This window comes from Anabaena sp. CCY 9613 (assembly GCF_963920895.1).
Classification (GTDB): domain Bacteria; phylum Cyanobacteriota; class Cyanobacteriia; order Cyanobacteriales; family Nostocaceae; genus Cyanocohniella.
Map to the genome: position 1 here is coordinate 68729 of NZ_CAWUDE010000018.1, position 15922 is coordinate 84650.

At 40.6% G+C, this 15922-nt stretch carries 12 protein-coding genes; 6 read left to right on the top strand and 6 right to left on the bottom strand.

Annotated features, from left to right (window positions below; genetic code table 11):
* Positions 1-188: 188 nt before the first annotated feature.
* Both mnmA and ACM0OT_RS19370 read left to right on the top strand, forming a co-directional pair.
* Positions 189-1235, top strand: coding sequence for a tRNA 2-thiouridine(34) synthase MnmA (gene mnmA, locus ACM0OT_RS19365; RefSeq protein ID WP_414566034.1), 1047 nt, complete (start codon positions 189-191; stop codon positions 1233-1235).
* 93 nt (positions 1236-1328) lie between these two features.
* Positions 1329-2561: a DUF4336 domain-containing protein gene (locus tag ACM0OT_RS19370; protein WP_414566035.1), complete on the top strand. Its 1233-nt coding sequence runs from the start codon at positions 1329-1331 to the stop codon at positions 2559-2561.
* Here the strand turns inward: ACM0OT_RS19370 and nagA are convergent.
* Positions 2558-3718 carry an N-acetylglucosamine-6-phosphate deacetylase gene (gene nagA / locus ACM0OT_RS19375; protein WP_414566071.1) on the bottom strand — a complete coding sequence of 387 codons (1161 nt, stop codon included), beginning with the start codon at positions 3716-3718 and terminating at the stop codon, positions 2558-2560. The two genes, ACM0OT_RS19370 and nagA, sit on opposite strands and share 4 nt — an antisense overlap.
* Before the next feature lie 57 nt (positions 3719-3775).
* Here nagA and purE point away from each other — a divergent pair, with 57 nt between their 5' ends.
* From purE to ACM0OT_RS19395, 4 genes are all read left to right on the top strand, one after another.
* Positions 3776-4294, top strand: a complete 519-nt coding sequence (gene purE, locus ACM0OT_RS19380; protein WP_414566036.1) for a 5-(carboxyamino)imidazole ribonucleotide mutase — start codon at positions 3776-3778, stop codon at positions 4292-4294.
* A gap of 711 nt (positions 4295-5005) precedes the next feature.
* Positions 5006-6583, top strand: coding sequence for an ammonium transporter (locus tag ACM0OT_RS19385; RefSeq protein ID WP_414566037.1), 1578 nt, complete (start codon positions 5006-5008; stop codon positions 6581-6583).
* A 253-nt stretch (positions 6584-6836) separates the two neighbouring features.
* A complete protein-coding gene (locus tag ACM0OT_RS19390) occupies positions 6837-7568 on the top strand; it encodes an SGNH/GDSL hydrolase family protein (protein WP_414566072.1) in 732 nt (243 codons plus the stop codon).
* Between the two features lie 97 nt (positions 7569-7665).
* Entirely contained in the window at positions 7666-8877 is a 1212-nt protein-coding gene (locus ACM0OT_RS19395) for a 4-hydroxy-3-methylbut-2-enyl diphosphate reductase (protein ID WP_414566038.1), read from the top strand.
* A 106-nt stretch (positions 8878-8983) separates the two neighbouring features.
* Here ACM0OT_RS19395 and ACM0OT_RS19400 read toward each other — a convergent pair whose 3' ends face one another.
* From ACM0OT_RS19400 to ACM0OT_RS19420, 5 genes are all read right to left on the bottom strand, one after another.
* Complete coding sequence (locus ACM0OT_RS19400) at positions 8984-9727, bottom strand: hypothetical protein (RefSeq protein WP_414566039.1); 744 nt, start codon at positions 9725-9727, stop codon at positions 8984-8986.
* Positions 9728-10110: 383 nt separating this feature from the next.
* Positions 10111-10596, bottom strand: coding sequence for an AAA family ATPase (locus ACM0OT_RS19405; RefSeq protein WP_414566040.1), 486 nt, complete (start codon positions 10594-10596; stop codon positions 10111-10113).
* A 2-nt stretch (positions 10597-10598) separates the two neighbouring features.
* Complete coding sequence (locus ACM0OT_RS19410; protein ID WP_414566041.1) at positions 10599-11357, bottom strand: FHA domain-containing protein; 759 nt, start codon at positions 11355-11357, stop codon at positions 10599-10601.
* A 139-nt stretch (positions 11358-11496) separates the two neighbouring features.
* On the bottom strand, positions 11497-14226 hold the full coding sequence (locus ACM0OT_RS19415; RefSeq protein WP_414566042.1) for a PAS domain S-box protein: 2730 nt from the start codon (positions 14224-14226) through the stop codon (positions 11497-11499).
* 400 nt (positions 14227-14626) lie between these two features.
* Complete coding sequence (locus ACM0OT_RS19420) at positions 14627-15802, bottom strand: DNA double-strand break repair nuclease NurA (protein WP_414566043.1); 1176 nt, start codon at positions 15800-15802, stop codon at positions 14627-14629.
* Between the last annotated feature and the right edge of the window lie 120 nt (positions 15803-15922).

Consider the following 15922-nt stretch of genomic DNA (forward strand, 5'->3'; position numbering starts at 1 on the left):
CTCTGGTTGTATATATATCGGCCTCTAGTTTGAGATAGTTGGCCAAACTAAACCATAAAATAACTAATAATGTTTTCTTGATTGCAGAGAATCTACAAATAAAAATTAGAGTTAAAATTTGGTCATCAGGCTGTTAAAAACAGGTTTTTATGCTTACGTATAGTAGCCAATAGTTAGCAAGAAAGGATATGAAAAAAGTTGTCGTTGGTCTTTCTGGTGGTGTTGACAGTTCTACAGCCGCCGCCATCCTGCACCATCAGGGCTATGAAGTAATTGGTTTGACCCTTTGGCTGATGAAAGGCAAGGGCCAGTGTTGCTCTGAAGGCATGATTGACGCGGCAGATATCTGTGAACAATTGGGTGTTCCCCATGAAGTGGTGGATATTCGAGAAGTCTTTCAAACCCATATTGTTGATTATTTAGTAACTGGTTACAGCGCCGGGATTACACCCCTGCCTTGTTCGCAGTGCAATAAAACGGTGAAGTTTGGGCCAATGGTGCAATATGCCCGGGAACAATTAGGATGCGATCGCATTGCCACGGGTCATTATGCTCAAATTAATTATGATGACGCTACTGGACGTTACCAGTTATTAAGGGCTGTTGACCGCAACAAAGACCAATCTTACTTTTTGTATGATTTATCACAAGATTTACTAGCAGCTACAGTATTTCCTCTAGGGGAACTCCAAAAAGCCGACACTCGCCGCATCGCCGCTGAATACGGATTAAAAACTGCCGATAAGCCAGAAAGTCAAGACCTGTGCTTAGTGGAAAGCAACGGTTCCATGCGGGCATTTCTAGATAAATATGTGGCTCCCAAAGAAGGCGAGATTGTCGATACCACAGGCAAAGTTTTGGGCAAACATGATGGTGTCCATCACTACACCATTGGACAGCGTAAAGGCTTGGGAATAGCCGCAGCTGAACCGCTGTATGTTGTGGAATTAGATGCAGTGAATAATAAAGTAGTAGTAGGCGATCGCACCAAAGTAACCCAGCCAGAATGCACTGTAAATCGGGTAAATTGGGTTTCCATTGCTGAACCCTCTACTCCCATTCGAGCAAAAGTGCAAATTCGTTATCGTTCCCAACCCGAACCAGTAACGGTGATTCCTTTAGAAAACTCTCGCGCACGTTTGGTGTTTGACGAACCCCAATTCAGCATCACCCCCGGACAAGCCGCTGTGTGGTACGACGGTGATAAAGTCTTGGGTGGTGGAATTATTGAATGAAATGCAACTAAATTTTTGATACAAAATAGACTGTTGGCTCAATAGTTTGTTAAACTCCAACTTCGAGCAGCGTCAGTAAAGAGGGGTCTCAAGGTGGCTCATGATGAATATACCGACAATATAGACAAGATTAATCAGCGGGACTTTTCATGGTCTTTCTGGTTTACCTTGCCCATCTACCCTTATAGCCAGCGGCGGACTATCCGTAAAGAAGTGGTGAAAGACACTATCTGGACGTTTGACCAGTTGCAGGGTATTTTTTATGTTGTTGTGCCAATTCGCATGACTGTAGTCAGGCTAGATGATGGTGGTTTATTGGTATATGCACCTGTAGCGCCAACTCCAGAATGTCTGAGGCTGCTAAAAGAGTTAGTTGCAGAATACGGCGATGTTAAGTACATTATTTTGCCAACTGTCTCTGGATTGGAACATAAAGTTTTTGTTGGCCCCTTTGCGAGACGCTTTCCCCATGCACAGGTATTTGTTGCGCCTCATCAGTGGAGTTTTCCGGTAAATTTGCCTCTTAGTTGGCTGGGTTTACCAAGTAAACGGACTCAAGTCTTACCAAAAGATAGTAGTCAAACACCATTTGCTGATGAGTTTGATTATGCGATATTGGGGCCCATTGAGTTGGGGCCGGGAAGGTTTGCGGAAGTTGCTTTTTTTCACAGGCGATCGCACACTTTATTAGTCACAGATTCAGTCATTTCTGTACCAGAAGATCCACCTGCGGTCGTCCAATTAGATCCCTATCCTTTGCTATTCCATGCCAAAGATCAAGCATCTGACATTATTGCAGATAATCAGGCAAATCGGCGTCAGGGATGGCAAAGGATTGTGTTATTTGCTTTGTACTTTCGCCCCAGTGTGTTAAAGATAGCCGGATTAAGTCAAGTACTTGGCAATGCTATTAGAGCCTCCAACCGCTCAAAACAAGATTATTTTGGGTTATTTCCCTTTAAATGGCAATCAGATTGGGAGCGTTCTTTTCAAGTTCTCCAAGGAGACGGGCGTTTATTTGTCGCCCCGATTTTACAAACACTGATTCTCAACCGCGCACCCCAGGAAACCATTGATTGGGCTAATTATGTGGCGAGTTGGGATTTTCAGTGGATAATTCCTTGTCATTTTAGCGCTCCGATTAAAGCTGAACCGCATCAGTTTCGTCAAGCGTTCTCTTTTCTAGAACAGAATCCCATGATAAATGCAGGTTTATTCAGTAGTGATACTTATCCTTTACCAGACGAAGATTTTAAATTACTCAGGTCAATTGATGACAATTTAAAGAAGTTTGGTATTGTACCGCCACCAAAAGCAAAAGTTTAGCCAAATAATCTTTGCCAAGTTAATTTTTGACTATCTTCATCCCAATACCAGCGTAATAAATTGGCGGATGGACTAGAAATAATACCTGGTAAATTAATCGCTTGTCTAGGTGTAATAGTAGCTAAAGCTATGGCACTTGCTACGTCACAAATCCCCCACTTCACCAAATTTTGTACTCCCACTAATAAGGATAAAGTTGTCCCAGATAAAGTACCATCGGCTAATCGTGCAGTGCCGTTGATAACTTCAATTTCTCGACTATCCCAAGGATATACCCCATCGGGTAACCCCAGAGGTGCAAGGGCATCACTGACAAGGAACAGGCCTTGAGCTTGATTGCTGGCCCGGAGTAGAATTTGCAGCATGGTTGGTGTAACGTGTTCACCATCGGCAATAAAACCACACATGACATGAGGATAGGTAATGGCTGCACCCAATAGTCCTGGTTCGCGGTGATGTAATGGTGGCATGGCGTTGAAAGCATGAGTTACCATTGTTGCACCCAGTTCAAAAGCACGTTGGGCTTGGGCTGCTGTTGCCTGAGAATGCCCTAAACTCACGGTGATACCCAAGGAACGCAAATATGGAATGACTGTGCCCGTGGGATCTAACTCTGGTGCTAAGGTGATAACTTTGACAATATGAGCATAATCACCCAAAACTTTTTTGACTTCGCCAATTGTCAGGGGTAGCAAATACTCGGCTGGGTGAGCGCCACGCTTGCCATAATTCAAAAACGGCCCTTCTAAATGTATCCCAAGAATCTTGGCACCTAATTTTTGAGTGGGGAGAATACCAGCAATTACAGCAAGCGATCGCTGTATATTTTCTACTGAGGTGGTAACTATGGTGGGGAGAAATCCATCTACACCAACATCCCATAAAAATTGCGATACTTTTGCAAGTAGATGTGCGTTTTCGTCTCGCAAATCGGGAAACGCCAATCCTAAGGCGCCGTTAATCTGCAAATCGACACCACCCAAAGAAATCCAGTCGCCAGCAACATCTAGTAAAGATTCACAGCCTGAGGATAACTGACTCATAGGCAAAATTTGCTCAATTATTCCCTCATGGTTGACTGAGAGTTGTTGCAAATCTTGATAACCAGGTACTCGCGCATTGATAATATCTACGGGGTTTTTTGTTGCTTTGGTCATCATATTAGTTAGAGAATTAGAAATCTGACGGCTATTCACCTAAAATTTAAAATTAATATGGCTCCTCTTATCGGTATTATCATGGGCAGCGATTCCGATTTGCCCACCATGAAAGATGCGATCGCAGTTTGTGAAGAATTTAGTATAGAACATGAAGTGGCGATCGTTTCCGCCCATCGCACGCCAGAACGCATGGTAGAATATGCCCAACAAGCCCACCAACGCGGTATTAAGGTAATTATTGCCGGAGCCGGTGGTGCAGCCCATCTCCCAGGAATGGTAGCATCTTTAACTCCACTGCCTGTGATTGGCGTTCCCATAGCTACCCGAAACTTACAAGGTGTTGATTCTTTATATTCCATTGTCCAAATGCCTGGGGGTATTCCAGTCGCTACAGTAGCCATAGGTAACGCCAAGAATGCTGGACTGTTAGCAGTGCAAATTATCGCTACCCAGCAACCAGAATTACTGGCAAGGGTACAACAATATCGTCAAACTTTATGCGACTCGGTAACAGCAAAGCAAGCCAAACTAGAACAGGTGGGCTATGAGAAATATTTACAACAAGAACTATGAATTAATTCAAAATTCAAAATTCAAAATTAAAGACAGGCACCCACAAGGGGTGGGGTTTCTACTTACCTTGTGAAATAAAAAATGACTGGGTAGTAACAATTTATTTATCTTTTTTATAAAAATTTAATAATCTTCTTGACTTTGATATTCTTAAGTCAGAAAATACCGACACTGTAAAGGATACAGTTTCTTGCTCTAAATACATTAGTATCAATAGAATCGTCAAAAAAGATAAAAAGTATCTAATAATACAGAATTTGTGGTTGAGTAATATAGAAAATCATTCAAATTTGTTTGCAACTTTACCCAAGTGAGTAAAGGGAAGCACCGTAGTTACGCTCAGTTTTTATAAAGTTCCGAGAAGTAAACTTGCGGTAGTATTTGCCACTGCTTAATGCAATTTTTACGTAAAAATTGACGATTTTGGGCATTCTTCTCCCCAACACATCATTATTTCTACATTAAAGATTAAGTGAAGGAGGCTTGACTGTTTAACAAAATGATAATAGTTTCTTAAGAATATCATCAAAAAATGTTTACAAATGTACCGATAGTTGCCTAAACTCCTACTTGGGTTATGTGAATCTTTGCTTTGCAAACCAGTAGTCTCAACGGGCAATATCGACAACCACTGTGTTTAACTTCGGGCGTTAGTTTTTTCGGCTGAACTTGTTTCTTCTATTCAAGGCTGGAGGATGATTTTTCAAACTTATGTACAAACAGAAATCGAAAATCAAAAGTAGGCGTCTGTCTGCCAGAAACTACGCTAGAAGTCTACAATCCAACTCAAAATTACCGGGATTTAATCTAGCAGCAATTAAAGGGCTTTCACCCAGTTGGCAAGCTTGTTTACCCTTAGCTTGTTTAATTGTTTTGGGTTGGGGGTATGTAGCAGTTGCCCAAACCCCAGAGGCAGGGCCAACCACAGCAGAACTCCAAGTTGCGCTGGATACTCTTTGGGTAGCGATCGCCGCCTTTTTAGTATTCTTTATGAATGCTGGTTTTGGCATGTTAGAAACCGGCTTCTGTCGCCAAAAAAATGCCGTCAATGTACTATCCAAAAACTTGATTGTATTTGCGTTGGCAAGTATTGCCTTTTGGGCAATTGGCTTTGGCATCATGTTTGGCGATGGTAATAACTTCTTGGGAACATCGGGGTTTTTCTTAGGAGGAGCAGATAACAGCCCGGTCACAGGCGATGCTTATCAAGGTGTTTTTAGTTCTCTAAATTGGGCTGGTGTACCTTTAGCCGCCAAGTTTTTATTTCAATTAGCTTTTGCGGGAACTGCGGCCACAATTGTTTCTGGTGCAGTTGCCGAAAGAATCAAATTTGTTGACTTTTTAATCTTCAGTCTCCTACTGGTAGGTATTGCCTATCCCATCACCGGACATTGGATTTGGGGTGGTGGTTGGTTAAGTGAATATGGATTCTGGGATTTTGCCGGTTCCACCGTCGTTCACTCGGTTGGTGGTTGGGCTGCATTAATGGGGGCTGCATTTTTGGGGCCACGTATTGGTAAATATCAAGACCGACAAGTTGTGGCTTTACCTGGTCACAACATGAGTATTGCCACCTTGGGCTGTTTGATTTTGTGGTTAGGTTGGTTTGGTTTTAACCCCGGTTCCACAATGGCTGCTGATGCCAATGCCATCGCTCACATAGCTGTAACAACTAACATGGCGGCGGCGGCGGGTGCCATTGGCGCTACAGGTACAGCTTGGATTTACTTAGGTAAGCCAGACTTGTCAATGATTATCAACGGCGTATTGGCTGGCTTGGTGGCAATTACAGCCCCCTGTGCCTTCGTCAGTATTCCTAGTTCTTTACTCATTGGCTTTATTGGTGGAGTCATAGTAGTGTTTTCCGTGACACTGTTTGACAAAATCCGCATTGATGACCCAGTAGGTGCTACCTCAGTTCACCTTGTTTGTGGTATTTGGGGAACTCTGGCAGTTGGTCTTTGGTCTGTTGGGCCTGGCGTTTACACTTGGTATGGTGAAGGTGCTGGCCCAACTGCGGGTTTATTTGCCGGTGGTGGCTTGGGACAGTTATTAATTCAACTAGTCGGTGTTCTCGCTGTAGGTGGGATGACAGTTCTTCTCAGTAGCATCTTTTGGTTGTTCCTGAAGGCTACTTTAGGTATCCGTGTAACTCGCGAAGAAGAGTTAGAAGGCTTAGATATCAGCGAACACGGTATGGAAGCCTACAGTGGATTTCTCAAAGAAACTAGCCCTGGAGGATTCCCTGAAGGACATGGTTCACCTGGAATATCACCCGATAAATATTAATTTCCGTTTGATTTAATTGCTGAATAAATATCCGCCACTTTCATGAAAGTAGCGGTTTTTTTATGCAAATTTTTTGTATTCCCTATCTCCCCCATCCCCCCATTCTCATTAATTTCCACAGATAGTGTGACGTATTGCCTCTGAGGATTTAAAATCTGAGTCAAATCATAGGTATATTTTGCTATTCGTGTCCACTTCTGTAAAAACCTTTCCCATCTGGGGATTATTCCTGCTAGTAACCAACTGCATCCTCATGTTGGCGGTTATTTTGCTGGTTTGGCAACACCAAAAATTACCTGCGCCGGAACCAAGCTTGCAACCCGAAGCTATCACACCAGAGTTAGGCCCCCGTCATCAACTCACCTACCAACAGTGGGTAGATATTCTCCAGCAAGAAGCCAAAGTTGCTACTGAACAACGTCCTCAGCGTTTAAGTATCTTAGTAGGAGATTCTTTGACTTTATGGTTTCCCGTTGAGTTATTACCGGAAGACAGAAATTGGCTCAATCAAGCAATTTCCGGTGAAACCAGCGAAGGCTTATTCAAAAGATTAAATTTATTTGACAGTACTCAGCCAGAAGTAATTTTTGTGATGATTGGCATTAATGATTTGCTACGGGGGATCAGTGATCAAGTCATTTTAGATAATCAGCGACGTATTATGACTTACCTCCGGAAGACGCACCCCAAGGCGCAAATTGTTGTTCAGTCAATTTTGCCTCATGGGGCGGAGTCAGCAACTTGGGAGGGAAGAGAAAAACTGCTGACTATTCCTAATAGTCGTATTCGTCAGTTAAATCAACAACTGCAAATCACCGCTACTAAAGTTGGGGTCAAATATTTAGATTTGTATCCTTTGTTTACCAATCGAGAAGGAAATCTCCGGAGCGAATTTACTACGGATGGTTTGCACTTAAGTCCTACAGGTTATCTGGTTTGGCGGACTGCGTTACAAATGTATAGCAATATGGAAGTGGGGAGATGAAAGAGATAATTAATTTTTGGTGGGGATTTTTATCTTGCCCATAAAATCGCGTCTGAGCGCGAGAAAATAAGAAATAGTGATTTAAGTTGCAAAACCCATGGATACAAAAGCTTTTAAACGATCGCTCCAACATTCAGAAAATTACAATCGTAAGGGATTTGGTCACCAAGCTGAAGTCACTACCCAGTTGCAATCTGAGTATCAAAGTAGTTTGATTCAAGAAATCCGCGATCGCAACTACATTTTGCAGCGAGGTGATGTTACTATCCGGTTAGCTCAAGCCTTTGGTTTTTGCTGGGGTGTGGAACGTGCTGTAGCAATGGCTTATGAAACCCGTCAGCATTTCCCTACAGAACGCATCTGGATTACTAACGAAATTATTCACAATCCCTCTGTGAATCAGCGAATGCAGGAAATGAACATTGGCTTTATTCCTGTGGAAGCAGGGAAAAAGGATTTTGCAGTGGTTTCATCGGGGGATGTGGTAATATTACCGGCTTTTGGTGCCAGCGTTCAAGAAATGCAAATCCTCCATGAGCAAGGTTGCAAAATTGTCGATACCACTTGTCCTTGGGTCTCTAAAGTTTGGAATACTGTGGAAAAGCACAAAAAAGTTGCTTACACCTCCATTATTCACGGTAAATACAAGCACGAAGAAACTGTTGCTACCAGTTCTTTTGCTGGCAAGTATCTGATTGTGTTGAATTTACAAGAAGCTCAGTATGTCGCCGACTATATTCTCAATGGTGGGAACCGAGAAGAATTTCTGCAAAAATTCGCTAAAGCTTGTTCAGCCGGATTTGATCCAGATCAAGACTTAGAAAGAGTGGGGATTGCTAACCAAACCACAATGCTCAAAGGCGAAACTGAGAAAATTGGTAAGCTGTTTGAGCGGACTATGATGCAGAAGTATGGCACAACTGAGTTAAATCAGCATTTCCAAAGCTTTAATACCATCTGTGACGCTACCCAAGAACGGCAAGATGCCATGTTGGAGTTAGTGCAACAGAATTTAGACTTCATGCTAGTGATTGGTGGATTTAATTCATCGAATACGGCTCAATTGCAACAAATCGCGGCTGAAAGAGGTATTCCTTCTTATCACATTGATTGTGTGGAGCGAATTCAATCAGCAACTGCTATTGAACACCGACAATTAAATGGAGAGTTAGCGATCGCCCAAAACTGGTTACCCGATGGCAAAATTGTTGTAGGAGTAACTTCCGGTGCTTCTACCCCAGATAAGGTAGTGGAAGATGTGATGGAAAAGATTTTTGCATTAAAGACAATGGTACCCACACTTCATTGAGCTTATCCTGATTTTTCATCAGAAAATTGATAAGTAAAAACCCCTGGTTAATTAGTTACATCAGGGGTAATTTAGCAAAATATTCCACAAAATTCGCAGTATTCAATTAATTACAATTAACTGCTGAGGATGAAGTTACTTTTGTTAAATCACCAGAAAACACGGTGGTGTACTTAAAGGGTGATGAACCAGCACAATTCATAATATTTTTATCAGGACGACGGGGAGACCACCACGCATTGCCTTTTACAGTCAAATTGCTGCCATTCCACGACAAGTTGTTCACTTCTAAAGAGTTAGTTCTACCATCACTGGGTCTTTTAGCGGATAAAAATGTGGCCTGGTAAACATTGCCATTGGCGGGATTAATACGGGCGATAACTGCTATTTTGGCACCGCCACCATTGCCATAGCCCGATAGCCAACTATTTTTAGCAAAGCGTCGAAAATCATTACCACTATGGGTACCAGTGGTGGAAAAAACCCCATACAAAGCATTTCCCCCATTCCATAGCAAACCGTAACCTCTGCTATCGTCATTAGTGGTTTCGTAATCACTACGACACCATGTCTTGAAACCATTATCGAAACGGATGATACGGGGGGCTTGGTTTTTAAATGATATTTGCTGATATCCAATGTAGATAGTTGTGGGCCCAAAAGTCACCTTGGGCCCATTTTTAGCTTTGATTTTAGCCTCACTATCATTGCAAGTGAAGGTGACACTTTTCCCGATAGACGACTGTACACTGCTTTGGGCCAAAACTTGAGAGATTACTAGATCAGATCCTGAGACTACGGTTAAGAGTAAGAACGCCAGGTACTTCGGCAAGTTTTGGGTTTTAATCATTAGCTCCGGAGTGTTAAAAATGTGTAAAACGACACCTTAACACAATTTTTACATTGGGCCAATTTTTGGTGCAAGTTCTTGGGTGCTTTTCCTATTAAACATTCTAATGAGTCGGTTATTCGTCAAATAATTACATTTTCTATGTATTAATACTATATATATTGGTGCTAGTTAATAAAGAAATCACTTAAGTGATTAACTTAATAGAAGAATACGCTTTGGTAGTTCCAGAACTACAATTAACCCTGATTGACTGCATATATAAAGAACAGATGAACAAAATATGAAGTGTGAGTATTTTTACCAAAAGATAAGGTTTAAAGCCGAGTGGAATTGTGGGCGATAGCCCCCCTGCTCCCTTGTCCCCCTGTCCCCCTGCTTCTTCACTCGCAGATGTTTTCGGTAATTTCCTGCTTTTTACCGTTAAATTGCTCAAATATGCAGCGATGGGACGAATAACCAAATTCATCATCGCGCTCTTGATATTGTTGAATCCAATTTTGCAGAAACTCAAAAGTTTGTGCTTGCTCTGCGGCGGATTTAAATTTTTGCGGTTCCCAAGGACGATGGCGATTATTTTCCAGACACTGATCAATACTGGGATTGAGGAAGTAGATTTCAGTGGAGAACTCTAGAGCCATATTAATGAGCGTACTGTAGCAACCTTCAATGACCCAAGAAGGATGATTTTCGATAAAATCTCGTAAATCCTTGGCTGAATCTTCGTGAGAACGCCTTATGGCAATTTGATTAGCTTCCCAGACAATGGTGTCCAGGTCGAGAACTGGAATTTCTAAATTTTCACTAAGCCTTTTAGCGAGTGTGCTTTTTCCGGAACTAGAATTACCAAAAATTAAAATTCGAGCCATTGCTATTTTTTGATGACACCTTTAAGCGATCGCCAACTATACCCTAGTATTTGTCCAGTAGTCAAAAGCTGATATCCAGCAAATAATAAGGCAGATGAGATAATCACTATTAATAGATTGGTTGAGGCGAAAATATTACCTGTAAAAATAATTACTGCAATACCAAATGCGATTAAAATCCATCCTAAGTTGCGGTTGATCCGTTTTTGGCAAAGGACAAAAATTCCCGCACCACATAGCAGGATACCTGGAACGCGAAAAAACATACCAACTTGAATATTTGCAGTTAAAATTATAATTCCAGTAATAATCAATACTAAACCTAAGAATTTACTCGTGGTATCTACTGAAGTTACGCTGCTGTTTTCAAAGGCTTGATGCTGAATGGAAGTAGTAACCAGAGAGGATTGGATGTGTGGTTTATTTTGAAAAATAAACGTGACTTTAGCACCTTGTCCCAGGTCTATTTTATCGCCTAAGTTAAGTTGATAAGGTGTTTTCGGCTCTAATCTAATGTCATTAATAAATGTGCCATTAGCACTACCCAAGTCTTCTATAAAGTAATTACCACCTTCTACTCGCACCTGGGCATGAAGGCGTGAAACTACATCAGCATCTGGCAATTTAGAAACATCTATATCTGGTAAACCTTGGTCATGGGGTTTACCAATTAACATCACCCCTAAATGCGATGGTAGAGCAAAACTTGTATTAGTTTGGATATGAAAAAACTCTAAACTCAGCCCTGTGTTGTTGTACATATTCATGTTTTGCATGGCTTGTTTTTGGGAGCAATTTCGCAATTTATCTAGATTGTGATGGCTCTAGACAATATTTGGGTTATCCAGACTTAAATTTTACGCGATCGCAGCTTACTAATGTTTATTTTAGTTGCCAATTTTATACACTATCAGATTTTATCGGAATTTTAATCCAAAACTCTGTACCTTTGCCCAGTTCTGATATACATTTCAAGCTACCACCATGTTTTTCGACAATAATTTGATAGCTAATTGACAGTCCTAATCCTGTACCCCTACCTACGGGTTTTGTGGTAAAAAATGGATCAAATAATCTGGCTATTACTTCTTCTGTCATGCCGATACCATTGTCAGCTATCCGAATTGAGGCATAATTTTCCTCTAAAAGTTCGGTGCAAATCCAAATCTGCGGTTTCTCTGTTGTTTTGCTATTGACAGCTGCAAAATGCCCACTAATCATAGATTCTTCTAAGGCATCAATAGCATTGGTTAAAATATTCATAAATACCTGGTTTAACTGCCCAGGATAACAATCAACTAAAGGTAATTTACCATATTCTTTAATAAAAGATATTCCAATGCCATTACCATTATCTTTCCAGCGGTGATGCAGAATTAGCAATGTATTTTCAATACCTTCGTGAATGTCAACTAATTTTTTATCGGCTTCGTCTAGACGAGAGAAGTTGCGTAAACTCAAGACAATTTCCCGGATACGATTAGTACCCATATTCATAGAACTCAACAGTTTAGTTAAATCAGCAGCGATAAAATCTAAGTCAATTTCTTCAGCAAAAGTTTGAATTTCGGCATCGGGATGAGGATAGTGTTGCTGATAAAGGTGTAATAGTTCGAGTAACTCTTCAATATATTCATTAGCATGGGATAAATTACCATGAATAAAATTCACTGGGTTATTAATTTCATGAGCCACCCCAGCTACTAATTGTCCTAAGCTAGACATTTTTTCATGCTGTATCAGTTGCGATTGAGTTTGCTGTAGCTTATGCAGAGTTTCCGTGAGTTTTTCAGCATGAGTTTGGGCGGTTAAAGTAGCAGTTTGACTTTGGATGTAAAGTTGGGCATGATCGATGGCGATCGCTAGTTGATCTGTAACAGCTTGCAATAGTCCAATTTCACTATTACTCCAAACACGTCCACCATGACAATGGCTGCAAGCGATCGCACCAAATTCTCCAGAATGGCTTTTAACTGGTAGTATTAATTGAGAGGTAATTCCTAACTCAATGAGAAAATTTTGTATATCATCATGGATGTATATTTCACTGTGAATATCGTCGATACAGATTAATTCCTGATTTTTGAGAGTTTGAGTTAAAAAATTATTGTTTGGCAAGGAAATATTGCCTAGCATTGTAGGTAATTGTGGGTTCCGGGCTTCATGGGTAATTGTCAAGCTTGGCTGAGACGAATTAGGCAAGTAACGTAGAAAATAGCAACGGTCAATTTTTAATAAGCTACGAATTTCTGTGACGGCTGTTTCTAAAATAGTATCAAGGTCAAGGGAACTGCGAATTTGACTAGCTAGACCTAATAGTAAAGCTTCCCGACGACTTAATAGTTCTTCTCTAGCCCAGATGCGGTCAATTGCTACAGCAATATTATTCGTAATCCATTTGAGTAAGTTATCGGTGGGTTCGGTAAATAATTGTTTACTAAATAAAGCTATGATCCCAATTAATTGTTTTTCTACAATTAAAGGATAAGCGCAAAATCGTAAAGTTGATAATGCAGAATCTAAAAGTTCTTCTTGATTAATTTTAATTTCTTCATTACAAATAGTTTGATGATTTTGATTGATTAAGCCAATAATATTATTGGCTACAACCATATGATTGGGAAAATCCTGAGTCTCTCTTAAAGCATTACAAGTTGCTTCTGCACAATGAACACCCGCTTGCAATTGCAGTTGTTTTGTTTGTCGCTCAAAAGTCCAAATACAAACAAAAGCAATATCTAAATATTGAGAAATAGTATTTGTACAATTTTGGAGTATTTCTGTAAGTGTACCACTTTGAGATAAAGACAAACTAACTTCTGCACTCAATAAAGACAAGCGCGATCGCTCTAATAAAGCTAACTCTGAAAGTTTTCGCTCTGTAATATCAGTCCGAATTGCTACATATTGTTCTGGCTTTTTCTCTTCATTTAACATTGGCACTATGAGAGTATCTACCCAATAAAAAGTACCGTCTTTTGCTTTATTTTTTACTTCTCCTTTCCAATGTTTACCTTGGGTAATAGTTCTCCATAAATCTGCAAAAAATTCTTGGGAGTGATAACCAGAATTGATGATACGGTGGTCTTGTCCTAACAGTTCTTTTCTTGAATATTTGGAAATATCACAAAACTGGTCATTTGCATAAGTAATAATCCCTTTTTTATCAGTGATAGCAACTAATGAATGGGCATTTAAGGCAATTTTTAAAGCTTCTAATTCTCGAATAGTATTGCGTAATTCATTCTCGTTTTCTTTATTTGAAGTAATGTCACGTGCTACTGCATAAATCAAATTTTCGTCCATGAAAGGAGTTGCATTCCAGGATAACCATTTGTAAGATCCATCCCGACAAAGATAGCGATTTTCAAAGAAAACTGCATCTACAGAATTTGTTAATTTTTGCGCGACTAAAATAGTTGATTCTTGGTCATCAATATGAACAAACTCAAGAAATGGTTTGTCCAATAAATCCTGAGTTGACCAACCGAGAGTTTTTGCCCATACCGGGTTTAAATATTTAAAATAACCGTCAAAACTGGCTATACAAAGTAAATCTAAAGAAAGGGAGAAAAATCGTGAATATTTTTCTTCTAATTCTTGATTATCTAATTGAAATTGTTTACTCATTGTCTAGTTTTCTGATATATTTTATTTCGTCATTGAAAAAAAATAAGCAACAAAAGCACTGGACTTTCCTTGCAGGGGAGAGGAATGGAGAGGGGTTTTTTAGATCAGTCGAACTCCTAAGAAAACGAAAGGTTTTCTTTCGCCCTTCCCGCAGGTGGGCCTTCCTTGGAGACTCACGTTAAATAAATCAGCCTAAACTTTAATTCATACTCTAATGAATATATATTTCCCTTCAGAAACACAAAATCATCGCTGAATTAGCTAATTTAAGATAAGAAGTATTAAGCCAGATTTTTATACGCAAAATTTGACTATATTTCTGTCATGCAAATTAAGTAATTACTCAATATAAATAACATTTAGTAAACTTTAATTTGTGAATATATTTAGGTATAAATAATTAAGCAATACTACCCCGTTTTCTAGCTTCTTTGTAGGAAGTTCCCACATTTCTCAAGCCTGCTTTAATCATTTGTCGTTCCAAAAGAGCGAAGAAACGAGATTTATCGCCACCTCTGACTACCGCCTGGTTATGCGCCTCCGCGATCGCAACGGGGTAACCATAACCTTTTTGCACTTGTGCCAACATTAATCCCAGTGCTTGGTCAAACATAGATGTATTCTCTGCTACCCAGACTGGAATTTCTATGCGGGCAATTTCCGTACCCACGTGGACATAGCAGAAATAAATAGTTTGGTCTGCGTAGAGTTCCAAAATCCGGTTATTACTGCGCCATAGTGGGCCGCGTTGTCCTGGTTGCAGTTGAGTTCCCCACAGGGCGGTATCTCGCAACGGTTCAAAAATTTTACAAGGAACTTTTTCTAACTGATTTGGGCAATGAGTTAGACAGTCGGGGGCGGGATGGGGACAAGCTAACAACCTTAAGAAGTTCATACCTTCGATATTACGAGAGGCGCTAAGATATCCCATTAAGGGAATTTGAGCATCACGCATCTGCTGCCACGCTTCCAGGATAGGGGGTAAAATGCGATCGCGTGCATCAGTGGGTAACTGTTCTAAAAACCAGTAAATTAAGGAACCATCAACCATTGCTAAGGCTGGGGCTGCTGTTTTTACCGTACAAGCCAATTCTGCCAACACCGTGGTTTCGGAAGCGGTACGACAATAACTCATCCAGTCCTCAGTTCTAATTCCCCACTGGCGAGATACATATAAATCTTCCGGGCGATAAAAGACTTCTGGCAAACTATCTAGTAGTGGTTGCAGATTTTGTCCGTAGTGTAAGACGACTCTACCTATATTCAAAAGATAACAGTAAGCAATTTCGTGATGGTTGGGGGCAATTTGAGAACCATCGGTAGCAATGACGGTATGTACTTTGGGCGGAACAGGGATATCAATGCAGGTTTCTAGCGGCTCAATCGGTGTAGCATTAGCAAAGAGGATGCGATCGCGCCATTTCTCCTGACGGTCAATTAAATCTTGTTGACACTCATAAGCATTTTTTAGGTGTTTTTGCGCCAATTCTAAACGCTGGCGACTAGCAGCAGCTTCTGTGGTCAGGTGCTGACTTAAACCCTGCATTTGCCGCGCCAATTTTGTTAAATCAAGCATATAATATCTCGTTGCACTCAAAGATCAGTAGGGAGTGGGGAGTAGGGAGTGGGATTTTTATGGAACGCAACTTAATTGCCGTTAAGTTTAGATGACAGTAATCTTCTCACTAACTTTAAT